Annotated in this window: 22 protein-coding genes and 2 pseudogenes; 12 read left to right on the top strand and 12 right to left on the bottom strand. The window is 70.4% G+C overall.

Annotated features, from left to right (window positions below):
- Positions 1–344 precede the first annotated feature (344 nt).
- Positions 345–1667 (top strand): TerD family protein, encoded by a 1323-nt coding sequence (locus IF28_RS0106110; protein ID WP_234324969.1) that lies wholly within the window; start codon positions 345–347, stop codon positions 1665–1667.
- Between the two features lie 65 nt (positions 1668–1732).
- On the opposite strand, the gene IF28_RS0106105 is transcribed toward IF28_RS0106110, so the two are convergent.
- Positions 1733–2518, bottom strand: a complete 786-nt coding sequence (locus IF28_RS0106105; RefSeq protein WP_030215087.1) for a GntR family transcriptional regulator — start codon at positions 2516–2518, stop codon at positions 1733–1735.
- A gap of 246 nt (positions 2519–2764) precedes the next feature.
- Here IF28_RS0106105 and IF28_RS0106100 point away from each other — a divergent pair, with 246 nt between their 5' ends.
- The 3 genes from IF28_RS0106100 (at position 2765) to IF28_RS0106090 (ending at position 4189) form a co-directional block, all read left to right on the top strand.
- On the top strand, positions 2765–3202 hold the full coding sequence (locus IF28_RS0106100; RefSeq protein ID WP_030215084.1) for an ATP-binding protein: 438 nt from the start codon (positions 2765–2767) through the stop codon (positions 3200–3202).
- 280 nt (positions 3203–3482) lie between these two features.
- Positions 3483–3749: a CopG family transcriptional regulator gene (locus IF28_RS0106095; RefSeq protein WP_030215079.1), complete on the top strand. Its 267-nt coding sequence runs from the start codon at positions 3483–3485 to the stop codon at positions 3747–3749.
- Positions 3746–4189 carry a PIN domain-containing protein gene (locus tag IF28_RS0106090; protein ID WP_030215076.1) on the top strand — a complete coding sequence of 148 codons (444 nt, stop codon included), beginning with the start codon at positions 3746–3748 and terminating at the stop codon, positions 4187–4189. Before IF28_RS0106095 ends, IF28_RS0106090 begins: the two co-directional genes overlap by 4 nt.
- Positions 4190–4548: 359 nt before the next feature.
- Here the strand turns inward: IF28_RS0106090 and IF28_RS0106085 are convergent, their stop codons facing one another.
- Both IF28_RS0106085 and IF28_RS0106080 read right to left on the bottom strand, forming a co-directional pair.
- Entirely contained in the window at positions 4549–5382 is an 834-nt protein-coding gene (locus IF28_RS0106085; protein WP_030215073.1) for a PIG-L family deacetylase, read from the bottom strand.
- 276 nt (positions 5383–5658) lie between these two features.
- Positions 5659–6549, bottom strand: a complete 891-nt coding sequence (locus IF28_RS0106080) for a DUF3152 domain-containing protein (RefSeq protein ID WP_030215070.1) — start codon at positions 6547–6549, stop codon at positions 5659–5661.
- A gap of 163 nt (positions 6550–6712) precedes the next feature.
- On the opposite strand from IF28_RS0106080, the gene IF28_RS0106075 reads away from it, so the two are divergent.
- From IF28_RS0106075 to IF28_RS0106060, 4 genes are all read left to right on the top strand, one after another.
- Positions 6713–7399 (top strand): response regulator transcription factor, encoded by a 687-nt coding sequence (locus IF28_RS0106075; protein WP_030215067.1) that lies wholly within the window; start codon positions 6713–6715, stop codon positions 7397–7399.
- Complete coding sequence (locus tag IF28_RS0106070) at positions 7396–8952, top strand: sensor histidine kinase (RefSeq protein WP_078620890.1); 1557 nt, start codon at positions 7396–7398, stop codon at positions 8950–8952. The genes IF28_RS0106075 and IF28_RS0106070 overlap by 4 nt, the downstream gene beginning before the upstream one ends.
- The gene (locus IF28_RS0106065) at positions 8949–9536 is read left to right on the top strand and encodes a hypothetical protein (RefSeq protein WP_030215062.1); all 588 of its coding nucleotides are present in this window, start codon (positions 8949–8951) and stop codon (positions 9534–9536) included. Before IF28_RS0106070 ends, IF28_RS0106065 begins: the two co-directional genes overlap by 4 nt.
- Positions 9537–9792: 256 nt before the next feature.
- Positions 9793–10620 carry a DUF2182 domain-containing protein gene (locus IF28_RS0106060; protein ID WP_030215059.1) on the top strand — a complete coding sequence of 276 codons (828 nt, stop codon included), beginning with the start codon at positions 9793–9795 and terminating at the stop codon, positions 10618–10620.
- 84 nt (positions 10621–10704) lie between these two features.
- Here the strand turns inward: IF28_RS0106060 and IF28_RS0106055 are convergent, their stop codons facing one another.
- The 4 genes from IF28_RS0106055 to IF28_RS0106035 all read right to left on the bottom strand — a co-directional run bounded on the left by IF28_RS0106055 (position 10705) and on the right by IF28_RS0106035 (position 16104).
- The gene (locus IF28_RS0106055; RefSeq protein WP_030215055.1) at positions 10705–11361 is read right to left on the bottom strand and encodes a DUF1326 domain-containing protein; all 657 of its coding nucleotides are present in this window, start codon (positions 11359–11361) and stop codon (positions 10705–10707) included.
- Positions 11362–12005: 644 nt separating this feature from the next.
- On the bottom strand, positions 12006–12674 hold the full coding sequence (locus tag IF28_RS0106045; protein WP_030215053.1) for a response regulator: 669 nt from the start codon (positions 12672–12674) through the stop codon (positions 12006–12008).
- A gap of 11 nt (positions 12675–12685) precedes the next feature.
- Entirely contained in the window at positions 12686–13900 is a 1215-nt protein-coding gene (locus IF28_RS0106040; RefSeq protein ID WP_199808956.1) for a sensor histidine kinase, read from the bottom strand.
- Between the two features lie 5 nt (positions 13901–13905).
- Positions 13906–16104: an MMPL family transporter gene (locus IF28_RS0106035; RefSeq protein ID WP_051713658.1), complete on the bottom strand. Its 2199-nt coding sequence runs from the start codon at positions 16102–16104 to the stop codon at positions 13906–13908.
- A 728-nt stretch (positions 16105–16832) separates the two neighbouring features.
- Here IF28_RS0106035 and IF28_RS0106030 point away from each other — a divergent pair.
- The 4 genes from IF28_RS0106030 (at position 16833) to IF28_RS0106015 (ending at position 21624) form a co-directional block, all read left to right on the top strand.
- Complete coding sequence (locus IF28_RS0106030) at positions 16833–17060, top strand: hypothetical protein (protein ID WP_234324968.1); 228 nt, start codon at positions 16833–16835, stop codon at positions 17058–17060.
- A gap of 96 nt (positions 17061–17156) precedes the next feature.
- Positions 17157–17813, top strand: a complete 657-nt coding sequence (locus IF28_RS0106025) for a PadR family transcriptional regulator (protein ID WP_030215037.1) — start codon at positions 17157–17159, stop codon at positions 17811–17813.
- A gap of 212 nt (positions 17814–18025) precedes the next feature.
- Positions 18026–18763 (top strand): ABC transporter ATP-binding protein, encoded by a 738-nt coding sequence (locus tag IF28_RS0106020; protein WP_030215034.1) that lies wholly within the window; start codon positions 18026–18028, stop codon positions 18761–18763.
- Positions 18760–21624: an ABC transporter permease gene (locus IF28_RS0106015; protein WP_030215031.1), complete on the top strand. Its 2865-nt coding sequence runs from the start codon at positions 18760–18762 to the stop codon at positions 21622–21624. The genes IF28_RS0106020 and IF28_RS0106015 overlap by 4 nt, the downstream gene beginning before the upstream one ends.
- A 758-nt stretch (positions 21625–22382) precedes the next feature.
- On the opposite strand, the pseudogene IF28_RS37535 reads toward IF28_RS0106015, so the two are convergent.
- The 5 genes and pseudogenes from IF28_RS37535 to IF28_RS37530 form a co-directional block, all read right to left on the bottom strand.
- Positions 22383–22581: pseudogene (locus IF28_RS37535) on the bottom strand (stress protein); the annotation flags it as partial.
- 698 nt (positions 22582–23279) lie between these two features.
- Positions 23280–23819, bottom strand: coding sequence for an NAD(P)H-binding protein (locus tag IF28_RS39775; RefSeq protein WP_267883050.1), 540 nt, complete (start codon positions 23817–23819; stop codon positions 23280–23282).
- Positions 23820–23939: 120 nt separating this feature from the next.
- A complete protein-coding gene (locus IF28_RS0106000) occupies positions 23940–24875 on the bottom strand; it encodes an SRPBCC family protein (protein WP_030215025.1) in 936 nt (311 codons plus the stop codon).
- 3 nt (positions 24876–24878) lie between these two features.
- A complete protein-coding gene (locus tag IF28_RS0105995; protein WP_030215022.1) occupies positions 24879–25457 on the bottom strand; it encodes a hypothetical protein in 579 nt (192 codons plus the stop codon).
- Between the two features lie 147 nt (positions 25458–25604).
- Positions 25605–25909: pseudogene (locus IF28_RS37530) on the bottom strand (fatty acid desaturase family protein); the annotation flags it as partial.
- Positions 25910–25973 lie beyond the last annotated feature (64 nt).

Below are 25973 nucleotides of genomic sequence, written 5' to 3'. Positions count from 1 at the left end.
AGAAACAGAATCTGAACGGCCGGAAAGACCCACAGAAAGACACGCCGCCGCTTCCGCGGCGGCCCCTCTCGGTGCTGCGCGGCACGCGGCCCCCATTCCGGCTTCTGAGCGCGCTGTCGTCTACCCATGCCGCGCCCTCCTCACGTCACTGGCTTCATGGTGCGCCCACTCCACCGAACGCGCGCGCCGGCCAGCGCCGCCGCGGAAGGGGTACTTGCGTGAAACCCCTTCTGCACTGGACCGGGTGTGACAAAGTGCCATGAAAGTGATGGGGAGACTTTGTGGGGGTGGGCGGCATGCCAGAGCTCCGTAAGGGCGAGAACACGGCAGTGAGCGGCGTGTGCATGACCGCCGAACTGCATGCCGTGGGTGATCCCGTCGACCTCAGCGCCCTGCTGGTCGCTGTGGACGGCAAGGTCAGATCTGACGACGACTTGGTCTTCTACAACCAGCCTTCCGACGCATCCGGGTCCGTTCGGCACCTTGCAGCCGACGCCGACGGGCCCGAGCGCATCGAGGTGGACCCGGCCGCTCTTCCCGCGGATGTTGACCGGGTTGTCCTGGTAGGCAGTTGTGATCCCGACGATGTGACCCGCACATTCCGTGATGTCAAGGACGTGCTCGTACGTGCCGCCCAGCATGGTGCCGATCCAGTCCGTTTCCGTTCGCCCGCTCTCATCGACGGTGAGCGTGCGGTGCTCCTGATGGAGATCTACCGCCGAGGGCCGGGCTGGAAGCTTCGCGCCATCGGCCAGGGCTACGCCAACGGTCTGGCCGGCCTCGCCACCGACTTCGGGATCCAAGTCGAGGAGCCACAGGAAGCCGCCGTTGCAGAGCAACCCGACACGCAGGAAAGTGAGCTCCCGCCCGACACCCCGACGGGGGCCGTGCCTCCGGCGCACAACCCATCGGCGATCAGCACCGCGAGCCCGATGAACCTGCTCAAGCCCCCGCTCGGCAAGGTCAGCCTCGACAAAGGCGGCCAGGTCTCCATCGGCTTGGACAAGAAGGACCGCGGGTTGGTGGTCACCGCATCGCTGGAGTGGGACGGCGGCAGCGCGAGGCGGCGCAGGCTGGGCGCCGATCTCGACCTGTACGCCTTGTTCGTGCCCACCTCGAAGGCCTTGCGCGGGAGGAAGTCGCCCGGCACCCTCGTCGGATCCGGTCACGTCGCACAAGGTGAGCCGCTGCGGCCCGGAGGGGCTGGTCGCGCGACTGCTCCGGCAACAGCGAAAAAGGGTAAGGGCGCAGACGTCGTCTACTACAAGCGCCTCGGATCGGTGAAGAACCGGCCCTACATTCGCCTCGACGGTGATTCACGGGTTCCGGGTCGCGAGTCACTGCGTATCGTTCGCCCCGACGAGCAGGGTTACGTTCTCCTCTGCGCTTATTCCGCGCTCAGCAATGGCATGGGATCGTTCCGCAGCTTCGGTGCGAAAGTCGTCGTCACCGACGGGCGTGGCTCCACCGTCACCGTCCCGCTTTTCGAGAACGCCAAGACCCGCTATTGGGTGGCCATTGCCCTCGTCGACTTCACTGCCGCCGACGGAGCGGAGATCCGCCACATCGAGGCTTACAGCGCCCGTATGACCGAGCGTCGCCCGGTTCTTCATGGGGACGGGACCATCGAGATGAACGCGGGACCAGTGGAATTCAAGAGGCGTTGACCCGTACGTCTTCCGGCGCACCGCCTGACGGGTCGGATGCCTCGAACCGGTGAACAGAGCGTGATTCAGCTGTCGGTAGGTGGGGTTCTCGGGCTTGCGTCGAAGTCGTACTCCAGGACGTACGAGGCGGCGTCCAGTGTCATCTCGTTGACCTCGACGGGGCTGCCGTCCTCTGTGAAGGCGGTGCGGCAGATGAGGATGACGGGGATGCCCGACGACATGCCCAGCTGTGCCGCCTCGTCCTTCGAGGGCATGCGGGAGCGGATCTCCTCGCGGAAGTGGGCCGGCTCGTGGCCGAGCTCGGCGAGCCTCGCGTAGGTTCCGCCTGGCCCCGTGTCCTTTTCGGTGATTGCGGATCCGGCGACCAGGTGCATGGGCAGGTAGCTCGTCGCGAGCAGGACCGGTTTGCCGTCGAGAACGAAGCGCCGGCGTCGTACGCACGTCGCCTGGTTGGCGGACAGGTCCAGTACCGCGCCCACGCGTTCGGGCGCCGTCTCTTCGGACACGGAGACGCGGTCGACTTCAAGTACCCGGTTCCCGATGTCCGCAGACCAGATGGAACGGCCGCTGCCCCACTGGTCATGGGCCAGCCGCTCGATGCTCCGGCGCCGGATCGGGCGGAAGTCCCGGACGAACACGCCCGCCCCCTTGCGGGCTTCGGCGACGCCTTCGTCCCGGAGGACGCCAAGAGCCTGGCGAGCGGTCATACGGGCCACGCCGTGCGCGGCCATGAGGTCGTTCTCCCCCGGAAGCCGATCACCGGGACCGTACTCGCCCGACTGGATCGCCTCACGTAGGGAGTCCGCGATCCGCTGGTACTTGGGCCGACGGTCCTCGTCGGTAGTCGCCATTCCAGAACCCTCCTCGCATCTCTAGACACCTTAGGTCATAGGTTCGGTCCCTGCTCGCTGCGTGTAGCCGACCCATGTGGGTGATTGACATCTCTAGAGATATTCCGGACCCTAGATGTCTAGAGAGGTTGCGGTCCCTGTGTGCGTGCCGGGCTCGACGCCTCCCTCGAAGGCCGGAGTGACGGTGACGCCGTCCCTGGGGCTGTAGGTGCCGATCGACTGTCGACGGCTGGAAGTGGGGCGCAGATGACGTTTGTGGTCGACCGGTGGGCCTGTGCGGAGTCACCGCGGATCGGGATGATGGAGTTGCAGCCGGTTCCGGAGTCCGTCCCCCGGGCCAGGCGCTGGTTCCGTAGATTCATCGCCCCCTACCGCCCGACGTGTTCGGTCGACGACTGCGTGCTGATGCTCTCGGAGCTGGTCACCAACGCCGTTCTGTACGGACGATCGGACGCGGAGTGGGTCGTCCGGGTCGAGTGCTTCCGTGAAGGAAGTTCGCTGCGCGTCGAAGTCCACAACCCCGGCTTTCCCGCAAACGTTCGCCTCCGCCGGCCGGACGCGGACGATGCGCACGGACGCGGACTGCTCCTGGTCGATTCCATCGCCGCCGCCTGGCACGCCGGCCCCAGCCACACCGGAGGAACGGTGGTGTCCTTCGTGATGTCCGACGCCTGGCCCGCCTGAGCGGCTCGGGCGGCATGCGCCCTGAAGGGGCGCCAACTCATTCGGACGCGCACCCTCGGCCCGGGAACGACGGCACTCGCGCGAGCCAGACGACCGCTGACCCGCGTGGTCTCGAGTGCTGTGGTAGCCGAGGGCGTCCTGTGGCACGGCTGCCGGGCCCTCGCCCCGGCTTGCTTCTGGGGGGCGAGGCCGGTTCCGGTGTCTGCGGTCGCGGCATCCGTTGAGCCGACGGGCGAGGCAGCCGCGTGTGTCAATTCGGTACATGGACTACTCTTGGTACATGTCCATGAAGCGCACGAACGTCTACGCCGACCCCGAAGACCTGGCGATCATCAAGGAGGCCGCGAAGCGTCGGGGGATAAGCGAGGCCGAGATCATCCGCCACGGCATCCACCTCGCGGCCATGGCGAACAGGGTCTGGGACGAGCCGCTGTTCTCGCGCACCTTCGAGGGGAAGGGCCGCACGCCCTCCAGGTCGGAGGTCCGTGACACGGTCGCCGACGCTGTCCGCCGTGAGGCCGACCCGGATTCCGGAACGGCCGCGTGATCATCGTCATCGCCGATACGTCCGGCCTCCTGGCGGCCCTGGACTCGGCTCACCCGGAACACCGGGCGGCGAACGAGACGATCATGGCGGCCGGCCTTCTGGTCATGTCCCCGCTGCTGCTGGCCGAACTGGATCACGTCGCCACGCGTGAGCTGGGCAGGGAGGCCGCCCTGGGTGCGGTCGACGACCTTCGGCGCTGGATGGGCCGGGGCCGTGTCGTCATGCCGGAGATCACGGAGGACCACCTGGGCGCCGCCCAGTCCGTCCGTATCCGCTACCGTGCGCTGGACCTCGACCTCGCTGACGCGGTCAACGTGGCGCTCGCCGCCGACTACGACACGGACGCGATTCTCACCCTCGACCGACGTGACTTCCGAGCCGTACGCCCCTTGGGTCACCACAAGGCGTTCCGGGTGCTCCCCGACGATCTCCCGCTCTGACCCGGGTCCAGAATCGAGCTCGCGCTCTCAGTTGGGGAAGCGATGGCGTCTGGGCGGGCTGCATGGCTCTGGCCGGCGCGGATGCTTGGTGCTCGGCGGGGCCGTGGGTCGGATCGCACCGCACGCGGAGGTCACGGAACTCGGGAGGGAGAGGCCGGCGTTGCCGACGGTGCAACGGCACAGGGGGATGCTTCGTACGGGGAGCGGCTGTTGATGTGGCGTCGCATACGAGTGGCCGGTCACCGAGATCGACCGTGGTGGAACGCTCGCGACGGTCGGCGACTCTGGGTGTCACGCTCGATCGCGCCGTGCGGTGTTGGCGGCCAGGGGATCTCCCGGCCGCCGGTCGGGCGGGTGGATCAGCGCAGTCCGGCGAAGAGATCGTTCTCGGGTACGGGGGCGCCGGTGGTGTCCTGGACGCGTACGAAGGTCTCCGTGCCCATCAACTCGCCGAACCTCTCCTTGCCCATCTTGAGGAAGAAGATGTTCTCGCCCTGACTGGCGTGCGCGGCCAGCGCGTCGAACTTCTGACCGCTGAAGGCGGTGGTGTCCACCCACGTGGTGATCTCATCGTCGGGGAGACCGATCTCGGCCAGCGCGGCGGCCTCGGCGGGATCCGGCTCCGGCATGTCCTCACCGAACTCGCGCATGATCTCGCCGAACCGCCGCATTCCCGAGCGGGGCATCGTGGTCCAGTACACCTTCGGTGTCAGCTCGGTCATCTCCAGCGCCGCCATCGTGATGCGGTGGGCCTGGATGTGGTCGGGGTGGCCGTAGAAACCGTTCTCGTCATAGGTGACGACCACATCGGGTCGGTAGTGCCGCATGAGTTCCGCGAGCCGGGCGGCGCCTTCCTCGACCGGGGTCCGCCAGAACGACCCGGGGGAGTCGTTGCTGGGCCAGCCCATCATCCCGGAGTCGGCGTAGTCCAGCGTCTCCAGATCGCCGACCTTCAGAACGTCACAGCTCGCCTCGAGTTCCTGGCGGCGCATCAGGGCGACGGCGGCCGGATCGTGCCCGGGGTCGCCCGGCTTGACACCTCCCGGTCCGTCACCGCAACCGCCGTCGGTACACGTCACGAGAACCGTGCGGATGCCTTCCGCCGCGTACCGCGCGAGGACCCCTCCGGTGCCCGTGGCCTCGTCGTCGGGGTGGGCGTGTACTGCCATGAGCGTCAAGGGTCGGCCAGTCATGAAACGGTCCTCCTGCTGAGATACGTCCTGGTCCAAGCGGCGCGGCGGGCGTACCGCAGCTCCGGGGCCCGGATCCTGATGGGGCGGACGAAGGACCTCGTGGTCCTTGTGTCCCCCGCCCGCGGCGCCGGTGCCTCGGTCGATGCAACAGCGCCGCCCGCACCCGCTGTTCCCGGCACGACCGCTTGATGCACACAGTTCATGGCCCCGGGGCCGGTACAGGAACGGGCTGTGACGGCCGTTCGCCGTGACCGCCGGCCGCGGAGCCCTCGCCGGTCATACGGGCGGCCCGGTGACGAAGTCACCGTCCTCGTCGTAGGGCCAGGCGTTGGCGACGCACCCGTGCAGGCCCTTGATCTGCTGCATCATCACGGGGGCCAGTTGCCCGGCGCCCCCGCAGGTCACGTGCGAGTGGCCGAGGAAGTGCCCCACCTCGTGGTTGATGATCAGCGCCCGGTAGTCGTGGATCGGCCCGTCGAAGGTGGGCGAGCCCTCGACCCAGCGCTTGAGGTTCACCACCACCCCTCCGGGAACCTCGCAGTTGTACTCGCCTCCGGTGTCCTGATGGATGCCGGCCCAGCACAAGGCGTCCGCCGTCCCCGGTGTCGCGATCTTTATCGTGATGTCGTGCGGCGATCCCGCGCCCACCAGCTGGAACGCGTTGCCCGGGTCGTGGGTCCAGCCCCGCGGGGCGGCGAGTATCCGGGCGATCTCGTTCGCCGCCTGGGACGGCGAGATGTCGAGGCCGGTCTCGACCTCCACGACGTAGCGCACCGGGCGGGAGCCGCGGCCCACCTTCTCCCCGCTGGCCTGCGCGGTGACGAACGTCCCGCTGCCCGTCGGGGGAACGTCGATCTCGGTCCGGCTCGCGCTGGGAGAGGGCGATTGCGAGGGGGAGGAGGACGGGGGCGGTGTGGGAGTGGGGGCGTCGTGCGTGCGCCGCGGGTGCGGCGCTCCGCCCGACGCGTCGCTCCGCCCGCCCTCCAGCAACAAGTACGCCGCCGAACCCAGCAGGCCGGCGGTCACCAGCAGGCTGGTCAGCAGGTTCCGGCCCCGGCGGCGCGGCCGTCCCCGGCGACGGGAGGACGGGCGCCGGCGGCCGGCGCGGTGACCGGCCGCGGTGCTGCCGGTGGGGGATGCGGATCGCCGCTGTCGTGCCGAATGCATGGCAGCTCAATCTGGTGATCCCAGATGATCGCGATGAGCCGGTACCGTCACGGAAGGATAACGACGCCCCGCGTTCCCGGCCCATGTGATCGTTGTGTAACGGCGGTCGGAGAGGGACTTTCCCCGGGACGGCCACCTCGTCCGGTCTGCCTACACTGCCGAAATGCCACGGGTTCTGATCGTCGAAGACGACCTGGATGTCCGCAGGGCCGTCCAACTGGGTCTGCGGCACCAGGGGCATGAGGTTCTCGCCGTGGAAACGGGGGAGGAGGGGCTGGAACAGCTCCGCCCCTTCCGGCCGGACGTCGTCGTCCTCGATCTCATGCTGCCCGGCATGTCCGGCCTGGACGTGTGCCGCCGGATCAGGGACCGCGACCAGGTGCCGATCATCATGGTGACGGCCCGGGGGGACGACGTCGACGTGGTCGTGGGACTGGAGACCGGTGCGGACGACTACGTGGTCAAGCCCGTGCAGGCCCGGGTGCTCGACGCACGGATACGGGCCGTACTGCGCAGACAGGACGCGTCGCTGCCGGACGGCACCCGCCCCCGGGCGGAGACGCACGGCGAACTGGTCGTCGACCGCGCCGGGCTCGTGGTGACGCACCGCGGCGAACCCGTCACCCTCGCCCCCTCCGAACTGCGGCTGCTGCTGACCCTGTCGGCCCAGCCCGGCCAGGTGTTCAGCCGCCAGCAGCTGCTGGAAGCGGTCTGGGAGCACAGCTACCACGGCGACATACGGCTCGTGGACGCCTGTGTGAAGCGACTGCGCAACAAGCTCGGCGAGGGCAGGAATCCCCGCTACGTGCAGACCGTACGCGGATTCGGTTACCGCTTCGGCACCTCATGAGCGACCGGAAGTCCGCCGCCGTACCGGGCGCCGGCCCCCGGTGGTTCCTCCGGGCGGCACTGGCGCGCATCCCGCTCCCCCTGCGCGGCCTGCGCCCCCGCCTGCTGACGTCCTTCGTCCTGGTGGCCATGGCCAGCTCCCTGGGCACCGGAGCCCTCGCCTTCCGCGAGGCGCGCACGGGGGTGCTCCAGCAGAGCCAGGACTCCGTCATCAACCGGTTCCGTACGAGCGTCGACGCCGTCGCGCCCTCCGTCCCCCTTGCCCCGGACCAGTCGGACCTCCAGTTCGCGGTGGACCAGGTGCTGTACGCGAACCGTTCGTCGGGCTGGCGGATCATGGCCACGTACGGCGGCCACCGCGCCTATGCGCCGAGCCCCGGTTTCGTCGAGCCGAGCCCAGAAATGCTCCGGTCCGTCCGGGACCGACGTGTCGCGGTGTTCCAGCGGATGAACGTCGACGGGCGCCCTCGTCTCGTCGTCGGCATGCCCGTCACGTACACCTCGGGCGAGGGCCCGGAGACCAGGCTCTCCGGGCTCGTGATGTACCTGGAGGTCCCGCAGACCACCGAAGAGGGGTACGTCGAGGCCATGGTCCACGGCATCGAACGGGCCACCCTGGTGGCCCTGTGCCTCGCCGTCGTCCTGGCGCTGCTCGCCGCGAGCGGCGTACTGCGTCCCGTACGGGCGCTGCGCCGGGCGACGCGCCGGATGGCCGCGGGGCATCTCGACGTCCGGCTGGACGTCACCGGCTCCGACGAACTGGCCGACCTCTCCCAGTCCTTCAACGAGACGGCGGCCGAACTGGAGCGAACCGTAGGGGAGCTGCGCCGCCTGGAGGCCCAGGGGCGCCGCTTCGTGGCGGACGTCTCCCACGAACTGCGCACGCCGCTTGCGGCGATGTCGGCGGTCACCGACGTGCTGGACCTGGACGGGGAAGGGGAGACCGGTGAAGCGCTGCGGCTCATCAGCGAGGGAACGAACCGGCTGAGCGGACTGGTGAACGACCTGATGGAGATCTCCCGTTTCGACGCGGGGGCGGCCGAACTCAACCGGGACGAGATCGACCTGGCCGAGTCCGTACGGCGCACCGTCGCCTCCCGGTGGCGGCCGGAGCAGGTGGAGACCCGGCTGCCCGGACCGGGCGAGCTCCGCGCGCGCGTCGATCCGCGCAGGCTCGACGTGGTGACGGCCAATCTGATCGGCAACGCGCTGCGGCACGGAGAGCCGCCCGTGCGGCTGACCATGGGGGAACGGGTGGACGGGGCGGGCATGGCGTGGGCCGTCATCGAGGTGACCGACAACGGGCCGGGGATCGCCGAGGAGGTCATGCCGCACATCTTCGAGCGGTTCTACAAGGCGAGCACCTCGCGGGCCAGGAGCGAGAGCAGCGGGCTGGGGCTGGCCATCACGGCGGAGAACGTGCGCCTGCACGGCGGCCGCATCCGGGCGGCGAACCTGCCCCGGGGCGGCGGTGCGGTGTTCACCGTCGAACTCCCGCTGCACCGCGACGACACCGACACCGACACGGGTGCCGGCGGCGGGAGCACCCGGTGAAGGGCTCGCGGACGGCGGCGCTGCTGTCCGGGCTCACGGCCGCGGCCGCGGTCGCGCTCACAGCGTGCGGAGTCCCCCCGTCCGGTGTCATCGAGGCCGGTGCGCCGGCGAGCGGCATGTTCTCCCCCAGCGCGGCACCACCCTCGCCGCCCGCCACCGTCTCCCTGTTCTTCCTGCGCGACGGGGACCTGACGCCCTATCCCCGCCGGATCGACGACGTGGGGAACCTCGAGGCCGTCATCCACCTGCTGTTCGAGGGGCCGGCCGCGAACGAGACCGCGACGGCCACCACGGAGCTGCCCCGCCTGACGGACGCGCCACGAGTGGTGGTCGCCGACGGCATCCTCTTCGTCCAGCTCCCCGGCAAGACGGTTCCGCTGAGCCGCCGGGCCATGCTCCAGCTGACGTGCACGGTGAACCACGCGGAAGCCGACGGCGGCACCGCGCCCCGTTCCGCCTTGTCCGACAGCCTCCATGTGCTCGGGGACGGATGGACGATGACGCAGTCGGACCACGCGTGCCCCGTCATGTCCCCCGCGCAGCAGCAATCGGAAGCACCGACCCCGTGGGAGCCCTCCCGCTGACCACCGGACGGCCCCCGCGCGGGACCGGAACCGGCTTTCCGGCCACGGTCGCCCCGGTGGGCGCGGCCGGTTCCGGTGCCTGCGGTCGCGGCATCCGGTGAGCCGAAGGGCGAGGCACGCGGCAGGGACCGCGGTGAGTCCGTCATGGTGCTCGCGTCGTGCTCTTCCGCCGGCGTACCCGGTCGGGGCCACCGTACGCGGTCGCGCCGCGACGGGATGAGTGCTGTCATGGAACCAGCCGCAGGAGTGCATGCCGATGTGCCACAGCCGGATCTCCGCTCTCGCGTCCGCCCGGCCGCCCGCGCCGACCGGACCGGGCGGAGGACTGCTGCCGGCCCGGGATCTCGCCGCCGCCTGGTTCCTGGTCGTCCTGGTCGCGGTACCCGCCTGGGTGCTGACAGCCGGGCAGGCCCGGGGCATGGGGGTGGGTCCCGGCACGATGGGGATGGCGTTGCCGCTGTTCCTGCTGCTGTGGGTGACGATGACGGCGGCCATGATGCTGCCGTCCATGGCACCGGTGGCCCTCACGTGGGTGCGTGGGATCGGCCGGCGGTCCTCCGGCTGGACGCGGACCGTGCGCACCGTCGAGTTCGTGGGCGGCTATCTGCTGGTGTGGACCGCCTTCGGCCTGCTCGCCTACGCGGCCCTGGCCCTCACCGGCGACCTGGTGGACGACCGTCCGACAGCCGGACGCTGGATCGGCGCCGTGGCCTTCCTGCTCGCGGGCCTGTATCAGCTCGGCCCGCTCAAGAACGTCTGTCTGCGGCACTGCCGCGACCCCATGGGCCACCTGGTGCGCTACGCCGGGTTCCGGTCGCCGGCCCGCGACCTTCGGGTGGGCGTCCACCACGGCGCCTACTGCGTCGGCTGCTGCGCGGGACTGATGACCGTCCTGGTCCCGCTCGGGGTGATGAACGTGGCGGCGATGGCCGGGCTGGCCGTGGTGATCTTCGTGGAGAAGCTGTGGCCCCGTGGTCCGCTGCTCGCCCGGGGCGTGGGCATCGCGTTTCTCGTACTCGCCGTGCTCGCGCCGTTCCAGGACTGGCTGCTGCCCGGTCTGCGGGCGACGATGGACGGTATGTGACCGAAGAAGTCCACGCTGTCAGGGCTCGCCTTGACGCTGGCCCGGGGGGCCTACGGCCTTGCCCCTGCGACAACGCGTCCTGTCTCAGTCGGGACCGCTCCAGTCGAACGGGAAGTGTTTGCTCGACTTCCCCGAGCGTTCCCAGGAGAAGCCGAACGCGTCGGCGCGGTCGGTGGTGGCCCGTCCCCAGGTGGCGACCTGGCCCGGTCCGACCTCGGCGCCCGGGGCGTTGTGGACCTGGACGCGCGCGCCGTCCGGCGTCGTCGGGCCGGTGAGTGCCTCGGCGGCGGCCGTGACCCGGCCGGGAACCTCGGCCCGCCAGGTGGCGAGATCCTCGTCGATCTCGACGTGGACGGGGGCGAAGTCCATGCCGCGCATCTCGGGGTGGAACATCTCCCCGAACTGCGCGGGCCACCCGCCCGCCTCACCGCCGAAGATGGCCGCGAGCGCGGCGCGCTGCCGGTCGTCGGCCCGTTCGTCGAGGAAAATCGCCGCGTACGGGTCGGAGTGCGTGCCGGTCCAGGGGTTGCCGACGAAGGAGCCGAGCATCAGGACGTTGAGACCATCGAGCCGCACATCGCCGAAGCCGCCTTCCCGGACGTGCCAGACCAGCACGCCCTCGCAGTCGCCGTAGGTCGGAGGCTGGGCGAATGTACAGGGGCACGGTATGGCGCACTTGCACACATCGAACCAATCACCGGCCAGACGCCAGCGTGTGCCGGTGGTGACGTGATCCGTCATCTCGCTTCCCTCCTGCCGAGCTCGAGGAGGAGCTCACTCGGAGTGGCGAGACCGCGTGTGTACCGAGCCCGCGCCCGGACGACGAGGCGGCCTCCCTTCCAGCTTGCACCCCACGGCCCGGTACGGGAACCGGGGACGCCCGACAAACTGGACCGAGTCCGTGAGGAGGCGCTCACGCGCGGTCGCCCGCCTCCGAACCGGCGCGACATCCGATCCGAAGGATCGGACACCCGCCTCGGGACACTCGGCCACTGCGTACTGGCCGTTCCCGGCGACGGCCACGGTGATCCGGGACGGGGCCCGCGTCCCGCGGTGGATACCGGCCCACCGACGTGCCGCGCAGATTGCCGGAGCCTGGAACGCGGAGTTCGTGGAAGGTGCCGTCGCGGAGCGTCGTGGAGAGCACGTCGACCCGTTGCCCCGCTCGGGTCCGCGATAAGTCGTGCTCCTCGTCGATGGTGACGGCGACCCCGTCCTCGACCTGGACGGCGACAGCGACGCTGCCCTTCTCGGCCGCGGCCTCGACGCATTCCTCGGCGCAGGGCGTGACGGTCTCCGCGTCACCGCAGATCCGGCCGGCGCCGTGGATGACGGTGTCGGTGGCGGTGAAGAACGCACGGTGAGCTGCTGGGCACGCCGGGATGTCAAGGGGAGCCCTCCGGGCCGGAAAACCTCCGTAGCAGCCCTCTCTCCATCGCCACCACCACGGCCCTCGTCCGGTCGTTCACGTCGAGCTTGGCGAACAGGCGGAGCAGGTGGGTCTTCACCGTCGCCTCGGCGATGACGAGTCGCCGCCCGATCTCCGCGTTGGTCAGGCCGTCCGCCACCGCGTTGAGAACGTCCGCCTCGCGGTCCGTGAGCGCGGCCTGGACGGGCTGCCGCATCCGGGCGACAAGCCTCTCGGCGACCCGGGGCGCCAGCACCGTCTCACCGCGGGCCGCCGCATGGATCGCGTCGACCAGCTGCTCACGGGTGGTGTCCTTGAGGAGGTAGCCGACGGCCCCGGCCTCCACTCCGCGCTCGATCTCCGCGTCGGTGTCGTACGTCGTGAGGATCAACACCCGGGTACGCGGGAAGCGCGCCACGATCCCGGTCGTCGTGGCCACTCCGTCGAGCACCGGCATCCGCAGGTCGACCAGGGCGACGTCGGGCTCGTACCGCTCGACGAGTTCGAGGGCCGCCCGTCCGTCGCCCGCCTCGCCGACGATCTCGATCGTGCTCTCGGAGGCCAGGAGAGCCACCACTCCGGCCCGCATGACGGTGTGGTCGTCCACCACGACGATGCGGATCGCTCCGCCGCTCCCCCCTGCCACCCGCCGGCCGGTCACGCCTTCGCCCCGCTCTCTCCCGGCGCCCGGGAAGCCGTGGGAACCCACGCCAGTACCCGCGTTCCGTCCCCCACCGAACTCGTCACCGTCAGCCTCCCGCCCAGCTCCGCCAGCCGTTTGCGCATTCCGTCCAGGCCGAAGCCCACCGACTCCTCGACCACGAATCCCGTCCCGTCGTCGGTGATCTCCAGTTCCACCCCGTACGCCTGCCGTGCCAGCACCACGCCGACCGTGGACGCGCGGGCGTGCTTGCGTACGTTGGCCAGGGACTCCTGGGTGCAGCGCAGCAGCGCGATCCGGGTCTGCTGGTCGCACACCAGGTCCTCCAGGTCGGCGTTCACGGTGAGCGCGGTGTCCTCGGCGAAGCGGTCCAGGGTCCGGCGCAGCGTCTGTGCCACCGAACCGGCGGCCATCTGGCCCGGCCGGTGCGCCGAGGCGACCAGTTCCCGTGCCTCGGTCAGGTTCTCCCGGGCCGTGGACTCGATCGACCGCAGCTGCTGGGCACTACGCGCGGTGTCGGCGTCGAGTCCCGCCCGGGCCGCCTCCGCGAGCACGATGATCGAGGCGAAGCCCTGCGCGAGCGTGTCATGGATCTCCCGTGCCATCCGCTCCCGCTCGTCCGCCGCGCCCTGGCGCTGGTGCGCCTCGGACAGCTGTGCCTGAGTCCGCTCCAACTCGTCGATGAGCCGCGCCCGTTCCGTGCTCTGTGCGACCACCGAGTGCGCCCACAGTCCTATGAGCACCCCCACGGCGACGACGATCAGCGTGGACACGAGCGTCTCGCTGAAGAACTCCACCGACCAGCCGTCCTGCCGCAGGACGCTCCCGGCCAGGGTGCCGGCCGTGGCGAGCCCCAGGAAGCCCATCGAGGCCCTCGGGGTCCGCCCGAACATCCAGTAGTGCGGCAGCGTCACCATGAACAGCGCCGCGTAGTTGCCGCGCAGGTAGGCGAGCCCGCCCAGCGCCACGGCCAGCACCGAGAGGTAGACGTGCGGCCGTACGACGGGGTTGTCCGGGAAGCGGTCGAGGACCGCGTAACACAGCACTACACCACCGAGGAGCGCGAGCGCCGCGTACGTGCCCCCACCGGGCCGGTCCATCGCCACGAGACCGACGGCCATCACGGCGAACAGCACCCAGCACACCGCGTTCCAGCGGCGCAGCGACATGGCCCAGAAGGTGTCGGCGGCGGGCCCGGCGAGAGCGGTCATACCGATCAACGTACGCCGGCCGCTGAACGTGGGATGGTCCCCTTCTCCGATGCGGTCGCCACCCGTCGCGGACGCGAGGGCCACCAGCTCGCCTCGCCCAGCAGGAGCATCGCCGACGGCAGCACCAGGATCCGGACCACGAAGGCGTCGAGCAGCACGGCCGCCGCCAGTACGAAGCCGATCTGCTTCATCTCGATGATGTGCAGGAAGACGAAGCTCGCGAAGACCGTCGTCATCACGACCGCGGCGCTGGTCACCACGCTCGCCGAGCTGCGGATCCCGTCGAGCACCGCCTGACGCGTGGGAGCCCCGGCGGCCGCGGCCTCCCTGATCCGGCTCACCACGAACACCTGGTAGTCCATCGAGAGCCCGAAAAGGATCACGAAGAGGAAGAGCGGGACCCGCGACCCGATCGATCCCGTGGAGTGGAAGTCCAGCAGCCCCTCGGCCCACGTCCCCTGGAAGACCAGAACGAGCAGTCCCAGCGCCGCCGCCGCGGACAACAGGTTCAGCACGACACCGATCAGGCCGAGCACCACCGAGCGGAAGGCGTACACCGTCATCGCGAAGGTCACCAGGAGCAGCGCGCCGAGGACCAGGGGGAGCTTGCCGTTCTGATGGGCGGGGTAGTCGGCGTAGCGGGCGACGTCGCCGCTCACCCCGAACTCGGCGCCGTCGATCCCGCCCACGGTGGCGGGCAGGTAGTCGTCCCGCAGGCGGTCCAGGGAGTCGTACGCCTGGTCGGAGTTGCCGAGGTACGGCACCTTCAGCTCCAGGACGCTGGTGCGGTGGTCGGCGGACGTCCGTATCCGCGAAGTGTTGGCGAACAGCGGGTCGGCGGCGGCTCGTCGGGCCACCGTGCGCAGGGCCGAGGTGACGTCCGCGGTCTGCGAGGCGTCGGCGCGTACGACGACCTGGTGGGTGACCCGTTGCTCGGGGAACGCCTCGTTGAGCCGGTCGTACACACGCATCGCGGGGATGTCGCGGGAATGTGTGTCCCGGCTCATCTCCGTGATCTTCAGTCCGGCGAGCGGTGTGACGAGCGCCAGCAGACCGAGGACCGAGACGCACAGGGTGACCAGGGGATGCCGGGTGGCGGGCCGCAGCAGTGCGGCCCACATCCGGCCGCCGGCTCCCCGCCCCTTCCCCCGGCGGACGGGCTTCCCGCTCCGTGCTCGCCGCAGTTCCTTGCGTTCCGCCCGCTTCCCGAGCTTGACGAGGAGTGCGGGCAGGGCCGTCAGTGAACTGGCCACCGAGATCAGTACGACGACGATGGTGCCGGTCGCGAGCGAGGAGAAGATCACGTCGGAGGCGAGATACAGGGTCGCGGTGGACGCGACGACCGCGAGGCCGGAGACCACGACCGCCCGGCCCGAGGTGGTGGCCGCCAGTTCCACCAGGGCCTCCGGGCCGAGCCGGCCGCCGGAGCGGGCCCGCTCCTCGCGCTCGCGCTTGAGGTAGAAGAGCGTGTAGTCGACGCCGACCGCGAGGCCGATCATCAGGATGACGTTCGTGCCGACCCCGGCGTCGGGGGAGAGGTGTGAGACCACCATGGAGAGCCCGATCGCCCCGGCGATCGACGACAGCGCCAGCAGCAGCGGCACCCCCGCCATGGTGACCGACCCGAACACGACCAGCAGCGTGATCAGCGTGACCGGAAGGGTGATCGCCTCGGAGAGCGCCAGGTCGTCGCTGCGCTGCCCGTCGACTCCCTTGCTGATGGACGGACTTCCGGTCTCCTGGAGGAGCAGGCCGGGGTGGCCCCGCTGCACTGCCGCGGTCTGCTCCACGAGCGCGTCGACCTTGTCCTTCGCGTCCCGCTCCTCGCCCTTCAGCGTCACCTCGACCATGAGGATCGCGCGGTCGTCGGAGAGCAACGGGTCGGCCACTCCCGCGACATCGGGCAGCCGCTCCATCCGCGCGGTGAGATCCTCCGCGGCGGCCTGTGCCGCGGCCCGGTCGAGAGCGCCCGACCTGGCGGAGATCAGCACCTGCTCGGTGGATCTGCGTTCCAGGTGTCCTTCGGCGGCCAGGGCCTCGGCGCGGCCGGCCTCACCGACCCGGTAGTCCGCGGTCTTCGCGCTGTTCGTACCTACAGCGCTGCCGACCCCCAGGCACAGCGCCACGAACACCAGCCAGCCGACGATGGCCCGCCAGGGGTGCCGCGCGCTCCAGCGAGCCATGCTCACAGAGATTGATTTCATGCCCGAAAGCCTTGTTGAACAGGTCACCTGCCGGACAGAGGTACTCGGTTGAACCTGCTGTCCACCACTCGGTGGACGGCAGTGCTGGGGAAAACCCCCTGCGTACCGGGATCCCGGAGATTTCCGGTCCTGGACACCGAAGAACCCCCGGGTCGCTGACCTGGGGGTTCGCATGGGAGCGGGCGACGAGAATCGAACTCGCGCTCTCAGCTTGGGAAGCGACGGCGCTTGGGTAGAGGTAGGGCCTCTGACCTGGGGAAATTCGTCGTCAGGAGGCAGGTGCGCGGGGTTGGTTGCACCGTTGTTGACCGTGGTTGTCCGCTCTGGAGGGCGAGGACTCCTTGGGCCTTGCGGACGAACGAGGAAGGTCGTTGGCGACGCTGCCGGCCGTGTAGGAGAACTCCCTTTCCGGAGACCCTCCGGGCCGCCCGCCGGCCCCCTCGTGCCCGCCCACGGCGACGGCCTCCGCCGCACCGCGCGCTCACGCCCCGCTCCGAAGGGTTCCGTGGCCACGACCGCCGCACCCACCCTGCCCGATCGCCCGTCCGCCCCGTCGGCGTCGCCCTCCTCCGGATCCGCCGGACCCGCCCGTCCGGCGGTTCCCGAGCCGTCGGGGCCGCCCGACGCGCCCGCGCCCAGCGACTCCGCCTCCCTCGCGGGGCGGTCGGCGGGGGAGGGCCGGGAACGGCCCGGCCGACCCCTCCGGCTCGCCGTTCTCCACGAGCCCGGTGGAGCCCGCCGAGGAGTCGGACGAGGGGGTCGAGGTGGTACTCGAGACGGACGCCCCGGCCGCCGAGAGCTCGCCCCCGGAGCTGCCGGCGGACGCTCACCGGACCGGCGCCGAGGCCCCCCTCGATCTCTCCGACCGGCGGATTCCCGTGCTCACACTGGGCGTGGGGCTGGCTCTGGTGGGCCTCGGCATCGGCTTCCTCGGGGTGTGGATGCGCCGCCGCTGAGCGGCTCGCGACGGCCCGGGTCCCCCTTGAGTCGGACCGCCGGGGTCCGCCTCAGGACGCTTGCTCACGCGGCCTTACTCGGTATACATACTGGGTATGTCCATCCGCCACGGGCTTCTCGCCCTCCTCGAACGCGGCCCGCGCTACGGCTCACAGCTCCGTACGGAGTTCGAGTCCCGTACCGGCTCCGCCTGGCCGCTCAACGTGGGTCAGGTCTACACGACGCTCAGTCGGCTCGAACGCGACGGCATGGTCGTGCAGGACGGCGAGGACGAGGCCGGCCACCCGCTCTACGCGATCACCGACAGCGGTCGCGTCGAACTGCGCAGCTGGTTCGAGAACCCCGTCGACCGCACCAGCCCGGCCCGTGACGAGCTGGCCATCAAGCTGGCCATGGCCGTCGGGGCCCCCGGGGTCGACATCCGTGACGTCATCCAGTCCCAGCGCCGGCACACCGTGAGGGCCATGCAGGACTACACCCGGCTGAAGGCGCAGGCCCTCACCACCGTGGAGAAGAACGGGGCCCGGGAGCGGGACGACATCGCCTGGCTCCTCGTCCTGGAGCAGCTGATCTTCCAGACCGAGGCCGAGGCGCGCTGGCTCGACCACTGCGAGTACCGGCTGATCCGTCTCTCGTCGACCGCCCCGGCGGCGGGGCCGGAGCCGGCCTCGCCGGGGACGGTAACGGGAGCGGCGGGGACGGGAACGCAGGCGGGGGCCGGGGCAGAGGAGGCCGCACGCCACCGCCCGTGACGTCCGCCCTCACGACCGGCCCTGAGCACGCGAACGACCGGATCCACAGGGCCGACCGAGTCCACCGGGTTCACCCGACCCACCGGGTCCACCCGACCCACATGAAGACTCCGAACCACCCGACCAGACCCATACCGTACGCACGGCGCTGCCAACGACCGTCCGTCGCACCGACGTCCGGCCGTTCGCCGGCGTACGCCCGAGGGGGAACCATGTCCACACAGCAGCAGCCCGCGCTGAGTCTGCGGAACCTGACCCGCGTCCACGGCTCCGGCGCCACCGAGGTGCACGCCCTGCGCGGCATCGACCTCGACGTCCACCCCGGTGAACTCGTCGCCGTCATGGGCCCGTCGGGCTCCGGCAAGTCCACCCTGCTCACCATCGCCGGCGGCCTCGACACCCCCACCTCCGGGCAGGTCTACGTCGAGGGCACCGACATCACCGCCCTCAACATCAAGGGGCTTGCCGCCCTGCGCCGCCGCAGCATCGGCTACGTCTTCCAGGACTACAACCTCATCCCGGCCCTCACCGCCGCCGAGAACGTGGCCCTGCCCCGCGAACTGGACGGCATATCGGCCCGCAAGGCCCGCACCGAGGCCCTCGCCGCCCTCGCCGAGATGGACCTCGGCCATCTCGCCGACCGGTTCCCCGACGAGATGTCCGGCGGCCAGCAGCAGCGCGTGGCCATCGCCCGCGCCCTCGTCGGCGACCGCCGACTCGTCCTCGCCGACGAGCCCACCGGCGCCCTCGACTCCGAGACCGGCGAGTCCGTGCTGGCCCTGCTGCGCTCCCGCTGCGACGCCGGAGCCGCCGGCGTCATGGTCACCCACGAGCCGCGGTTCGCCGCCTGGGCCGACCGGGTCGTCTTCCTGCGGGACGGCGCCGTCGTCGACCAGACCGTACGCAGCGACGCCGACTCGCTCCTGACCGGCCGGGCGGCCCAGCGGTGACGACATGGTTCCACTCCTGGCGGGCCGCGGTCCGCATCGCCCGCCGTGACGCCTGGCGCTACAAGGGCCGCAGCTTCCTCGTCCTCGCCATGATCGCGCTGCCGATCCTGGGCGTGAGCGCCCTGGACCTGACCCTGCGCAGCGCCGAACTCACCCCCGCGCAGCGGATGGAGCGCACCCTGGGTGCCGCCGACGCCCGGTTCTCCGATGCCCGAGCGGCCGGCGTGGCCATCCTGCAGGACCCCGCGGGCGAGCAGCACATCCCGGCCGGGGACTACGACTCGCCGGGCGAGTCCTGGCCTGACGGCCCGACCGATGTCACCAAGAGCATCCCGGCCGGTTCGACGGTACTGACCGACAGCAGGGGCAGCGCCAAGCTGACCACCAGGCACGGTCTGCTCCAGGCCGAGGTCCGTGAGCTGGCCGCCGCCGATCCCGTCGCCCGGGGCATCATGCGGCTGCAGGAGGGCCGCTTCCCCGAGAAGGACGACGAGATCGCCGCGACCACCCGGTTCCTGGAGAGCAGCGGGCTGTCCGTCGGCTCCACCCTCACCGCCCGCGGCTTCGACCGTACCTATGTGATCAGCGGCTCGTACGAGCTGCCCAGCGACCTCAAGGCACAGCAGGTCAACGCCCTGCCGGGGGCCTTCCTCGCGCCGTACGCCAAGGCGGTCGAGAAGGCCGGACTGCCGAAACCCGAGGACTCCACCACCTACCTGGTGAAGAAGTCCGGTGGTTTCACGTGGAACACGGTCCAGGCGATCAACGCCAAGGGCGTCCTGGTCACCTCGCGGGCCGTGGCCCTCGACCCGCCCGCCGACTCCGAGGTGCCGCTCTACCAGAAGGAAGGCTGGGCCAACTACGAGAGCGGGGGCGCCGACGCCGCCGCGCTCGCCGCCGTGGGCACGGTCGTCGGCCTGGCGATGCTGGAGATCTGCCTGCTCGCCGGTCCCGCCTTCGCCGTCGGTGCCCGTCGTTCCCGCCGCCAGCTGGGCCTGGTCGGCGCCAACGGCGGTGCCCGCAGCCACATCCGGGCCATCGTGCTGAGCGGCGGCCTCGTCATCGGCATCGCGGCGGCCCTGGTCGGCATGGTCCTCGCCCTGGTCCTGACCTTCGCCCTCCGGCCGCTCCTCGAGGACTACATGGGGCAGCGGTTCGGCGGCTTCACCGTCAGGCCGCTGGAACTGCTCGCCATCGCCGCGCTCGCCATCCTCACCGGCCTGCTCTCCGCGATCGTCCCGGCCGTCACCGCCTCCCGGCAGACCGTCCTGGCCTCCCTCACCGGCCGGCGCGGCGTGCGCCGCAGCAACCGTGTGCTGCCGTTGATCGGCTTCGGCGCCGTCCTGCTCGGCGCGGCCATCGCCCTGTACGGCTCGGTCGTCTCCGACCAGTTCGTCCTGGTCGCGGGTGGCTCGGCCATCGCCGAGCTGGGTGTGGTCGCCATGACGCCCGCCCTGGTCGGCCTGTTCGGCCGGGCCAGCCGCTGGCTGCCGCTCTCGCCGCGCCTCGCCCTGCGGGACGCCGTCCGCAACCGGGGCCGTACGGCACCCGCTGTCGCCGCCGTCCTGGCCGCCGTCGCGGGCACCGTCGCCGTCTCGACGTACGCCGCGAGCAGCGACGCCCAGAGTCTGGCCGCGTACGAGGCCAGCCTGCCGTACGGGGCCGTCGCCGCGCTCGTCACCGAGGAGGGCGGCCGGGACGTCCCCGAGGTCCGCGACGCCGTGCAGCGGACGCTGCCCGTCGACGTCCGCGCTGACGTGTTCCGGATCGCCGTCGGCAAGCCCGGCTGCGCCCCGTATGACGAGGGCGAGGGCTGTGGCCGCTTCGAGGTCGTCACCCCGCCGGCCAACGAGTGCCCGCTGTGGGTCAGCACCCCCGACGGCTCCGACCCCGCGGAGAAGTACAGCAAGGAGCAGCGGCGCGCGCTCGCCAAGGACTGGCGCTGCCTCTCGCCCGACGGCAACGGCATCTACGTCGACGGCGGTCTCCTCATCGCCGACGCCCCGCTCCTGAAGGTCCTCGGCATCGACGACCCGGGCGCGGCCAGGGCCCTCGCCGATGGAAAGCTCCTCAGCTTCCGCAAGCCCCAGGTCGACAGGGACGGCGCCGTCGGCATCAAGCTGATCACCGACCCGAAGGCCGCCGACCGCGCCGCCGAGCAGAACAAGCCGGTCCCGGGCGAGCTGAAGTCCTTCACCGCCTACCAGGTGCCGGGCTCGCCCGACTCCTACGGAGTGCAGAGCGTGCTCAGCCCCGCCGCCGCCAAGGCCGCCGGACTGACCACCGTCCCTCTCGGCGCCTTCTTCAGCACCGACCGGATCCCCAGCACCGAGGAGCGACAGAAGCTCGACGCCGAGATCGCCAAGCTCGGCAGCAACGTCGAGCTGACTGTGGAGCAGGGCTGGGTCGACGAGAACGAGCTCGTCCTGCTCGCGCTGACCGTCTTCGCCGGCCTGGTCACCATCGGTGCGGCGGGCATCGCCACCGGTCTCGCCCAGGCCGACGCGGAGGCCGATCTCAAGACGCTCGCCGCGGTCGGAGCCCCGCCCGGGGTGCGCCGCATGCTCAGCGGCTTCCAGTGCGGTGTGGTCGCCGCGATGGGTGTGGTCCTCGGCTCGGCGGCCGGTGTCCTGCCCGCGGTCGGGCTGCGGCTCACCGAGGAGCGCGAGCAGATGCGCTTCTACCAGGAGGCCCTCGACAACGGCTGGGGCGGCGCCGGTGACGCCCCGCCGTACGTGCCGATCATCGTCCCTTGGGAGACGCTCGCCGCTCTCCTGGTGGCCGTGCCCCTCGGTGCCGCCCTGCTGGCCGCGTTGGTGACCCGCTCGCGTGGGGCGCTGGCCCGCCGCGCCGTGCACTGAGCCTCCGTTGCCGGACCGTGCCCCTGGACGAGGGTGAATCACCCTCGTCCAGGGGCAGGAGGTAGTCCCCGTCCGAAGGGAGCTGCTCGAAGCATCCACCCACTTTGCCAACGGGCAGAGACGCCCGATTTTGTGGTCAGGCTGGTGTGGGAGGCAGATGCAGTGGGGGCGCTCCTCATCACCAGAGTCGAGAGCTACTGGCCGGTGAGGGGCTCCTGAGCGCGACGACCGCGTGAGCAGCGGCACTGGCCCACCTGACAACTGCTGCTCTGCTTACGCGACTTGGTCGACCTTCGCGCACCGCGTGACCCACTCGAAGGCCCTTCTGTGCGTTACTCGCCCGCGACTTAGGGCACGCGGAGGGCGCGGAGCCATTAAATTAGTCTAGACAACAAACGAACCCCAGGTCGCTGACCTGGGGTTTCTCTCTGGAGCGGGTGACGAGAATCGAACTCGCGCTCTCAGCTTGGGAAGCGACGGCGCTTGCGGACGCCGAGTACTCCTGACCTGCGGAGATGGTTGTTGCGGGCCGCCGCGGTGGTTCGTGGCACACCCTTGTTGACCGTGCCTGACCGGCTTTATGGGCACGCCGAGGGCACGCCGCTCGACGAGGTGGTCGATCGCTCTCTCCGGCGGCGGATGGTCGTCGAAACGCGCAGTGGGAAACTCGGCGCGGACTATGGTGTTGCGGCAGCACACAATGACCGTTGAGAGCCGACACTCCACACCGACGGGCTGAAGCCCGGAGGTCCGGGCCACTGGCCGACAGCGAGCCGCATCAGGGTGTGCTCGTCGCCCTGCTTGATCTTCCCCGTCTCGTTGACGACCTCCAGCTTCCAGGTCCCGTCCACCCGCACGGTCTTGGCCACGGCGCAGGCGTTGCCCCGGCTGACCAGGCTGGGCCCAGATGTCGGCGACCTGCTGGGTGCTGCCGCCGGTGGCGTCATACACCTTGAAGTGACGTCGCGTGCGTGGCCGTATGGCGCTGACCGGGGCAGATTCGTTGTGTTGCGGCAGGTGTGAGGGCCTGGCGGCACTGTTGTTGACCCCGGTTGTCCGCGCTGAAGCGCACGCCCTGGGCACGACGCCGTGAGGCGGACGAGCGGCGTGCCGACGATGGCCCGGAGGATCACTCTCGGCTCACACGCGTCGTAGCGAACCCCCGCCGCTGGTCCGCCGCTTCGTACGACCTCGTGATCGACGACCGCCACGAGGTGGTCGTCGACCGGCTCCCTCGCGGCCTGGAACCGCACAGGGTTCTCCTGCGGTCCTGCATGGCGGGAGACGGGGACCGCCAATGCTGTGACCGCACAGGTTCGCCGGGTTGTCGGAGCATGCACATCCTCCACTCCTGCTCCCATGCGGCATCATCGCGGAGGGCCGGAATGTCACTCCGGGGCAGGCCCGGCGGCTGGTGGGGCGGAGTGGGTGAGGATTGCGGTGACCGCCTGGTCGAGGGTGGCGGCTGGGTGACCGGGGACGTGCTGGAGATCGTCGGTCTGTCGCTCCAGTGCGCCGGCACGGACCTGGTCCTCAAGCCAGCCCTGGGCACCGGGCGCGCGGCCGTGCCGGTCTCGGCGGACGACGGGTCTGCCGGAGATACGGCTGAGTGCGTGGGCGAGCTGGGTGTATGTCCACAGGTTGCCGGTGAAGTCCTAGGCGCGGCCGAGATGGCAGTTCTCGGTGAGGACGCGGGCGACGGCCTCGGCGAGTTCGCTGCGGAAAGCGGTGTTGATGCCACGTCCGCCGGTGCCGCTGGCCAGTTCACCCGAGGTGACGGCGGCGCGCAGGCCCGCGTTGAGGAATGCCTCGCTGTAGTAGGGGTGGCGCAACAGCGTGTGGGGCAGCCCACTTGCGAACAGGGTGCGCTCGGTGGCGTGATGAGCGGCGGTGACACCGTGGGCCTGAGTGTCGGCGCATAGAAAACTGGTGTAGGTGATCGCCCCGACTCCGGCGGTGCGGGCCGCGTCGATGGCTGCCTTGTGCTGGTCGGCGCGGCGGGAGGGGTCGAGCTCCGGAGAGGAGATCAGCATCAGCCGTTCGGCTCCCTTGAACGCGGTGCGCAGCGTTGCCGGGTCATCGTAGTCACCGCGGCGGACGCCGATCCCGCGAGCGGCGAGATCGGCGACCCCTTTGGGATTGCGCACCGCGGCAACGATGTGATCAGCGGGGCACCGGGTCAGCAACTGGTCGATGACCAGTCGGCCGAAAGTCGCCAGGCACTGGTGAATGCTTCCTGGACGGCCTCCTCGTCGTCGAGCACGGGCCGCCCGACCGGGGCCGATGGCGCGCAGTCCCGTACGGTCCGGTATCGCCTACCGGCCTTGCTCCTCGTCCTCCTCGTCTTCGTCCTCCTCGTCCTCGTCCTCGTACGGAGCGTCGGCGTCGTCCGCGTCGCCTTCGTCGTCCTGCTCCCCGTCCCCTTGCTCCTCGTCGTCCTCAAGACCTTCTTCGTGCGACCGGACCACCTCGCCGTCGCGGATCTCGCCGCGCCAGCCCTCCAGGTCCTCGTCGTCGGAGAGAGTGACGTACCGCAGGAAGTGCTTGAGGTCGAGGCGCAGGCGGCGGCCCTGTGCGCGCCAGATGTTGCCGGTCTTCTCGAAGAAGCCGGACGGGTAGTACTCGACCACGGCGACGACCCGTGTGAGGTCCGGAGTCAGCTCGTGGAAGCTGACGGCCCCGCGCGTGGTGCCTTTGCCGCCTTCGGAGTTCCAGACGATGCGCTCGTCGGGCACCTGCTCCTGAACGGTGGCCTTCCAGCTACGGTTGGAGAAGGCGATCTTGGCCTTCCAGTCACTCTCGGTCTCGTCCGACTGCGAGACGCTCTGGACGCCCTTGGTGAAGGAGCTGAACTCCTCCAGCTGGGTCCAGCGGTCGTACACGGTGCGCAGCGGCTTGCCGACGTCGACGACCTCGACGATGTTCGTGACCTTCACACTCCCCGCCTTGCCGCCGCCGCCGAACGCGCCCTTCACGGTGTCGGCCACCTTGTCCTTCACGTCGCCGGCCTTCTCGCCGAGGAACGCCTTGACCGGCGACTCCCCTTCGCCGAGTACGCGTTTGCCGACGTTGAGCAACGTGCTGTTGCCGTCGCCCACGTCCCCCAGGCCCTGCGCGAGATCGCTGATCTTGTCACCGGCCTTGTCCACCAGACGCTGGCCCTGCGCCGCAGCGAACGCGGACAACTGCTCCTTGAGCTGGTCCATGCCGGAAGCGCCGGCATGGGAGGCTTTCTCCGCCGTCTTGGCCATGACCTACCTCCTTCGGCCGCCTCGGTTGGATGCCTTGCCGGAGGCGAGTTTCTTCTCCGCGGGCTTCGAAGCGGCGCTCTTCCTCCCGGCGGGAGCCTTCTTCGCCGAAGGGGTCCGGGATGCGGACCCCTTCGCCGGGCTCTTCTTCGCCCGGGTCCGACGGGGCGGCACCTGGGGGTCGTCCCCTTCCTCTCCTCCGGTGCCCTCTTCCTGCCCTTCTTCGTCGTCCGGTTCCGCTTCCTCGGACGGTCCCTCGTCCTCGTCGCCGGGCCGGCCCACCAGAGAGTCGGTGCGCTGCCTCAACGAGTCGGCCAGCGCACCCAAGCGGCGGTCTGCGGTCGCAGACAGGGCGGACCGAGCCGAGTCCTTGAGTTCCCCGCGCACCTGGTCCAGCAGCTGCGTGGCCTGCGGACTTCCGAATGCCTTGCGCAGTGCTCGGTTGATCAGCTCCTTGGGACTCAGCAGTCCTTGTCCGGCGAGTACGGAGGCGACCCCGATGGCGACTCTGCCCTTCTTGGTGCGACCCAACGCATATCCGGCCGCGAGGGCGGCGGCGAGCGTGGCTTGCGTCTCGGTATCCATGAACGGCCCCAAGTACGGTCAGCGAATCATGCTGTTCAGGTCGCACGCGTCCTTGCCGTTCGGCCCGTGAGCGCCCCCGCCCTGCGCCCCGGCTGGACAGCCGCGACCCCTATCCCCACCCTCCTCCCACATCCGCGCGCCCGCATCTCACCGGAGGCCGGGGCCGGGGGCGGTCGCTGAGCACAGCACAGCCGCCGCCCAGTAGGCCCGAAGAGGTGTCCCCCGCAGCGGTGTCCCGGCCTGGTGGAGGCTGACGAGCACTGGCCGGTACGAGGCGACCAGCCCGTCTCGGCATAGTCGTCGCCCAGTTCCCGACAGTACTGCCGGACGATGGCGCGGGCCTCGCGCAGGTCGGGGCTGGGCATGCTGGTGAACAGATGGTGTTCGATCTGGTGGTCGAGGCCGCCGAACGCGAGGTCCGAGAACTGGCCGCCGTCGACGTTGCGCGAGGTGGTTTGACGTGGTCATGCGGGGGCGAAACTCCTCATCAGTGGGCGGATGACACGGAGCGCCAGT

Source organism: Streptomyces sp. NRRL WC-3626 (genome assembly GCF_000718785.1).
GTDB classification, from domain to species: Bacteria; Actinomycetota; Actinomycetes; order Streptomycetales; family Streptomycetaceae; genus Streptomyces; species Streptomyces edwardsiae.
This window is presented reverse-complemented; position numbering and strand designations above follow the sequence as displayed.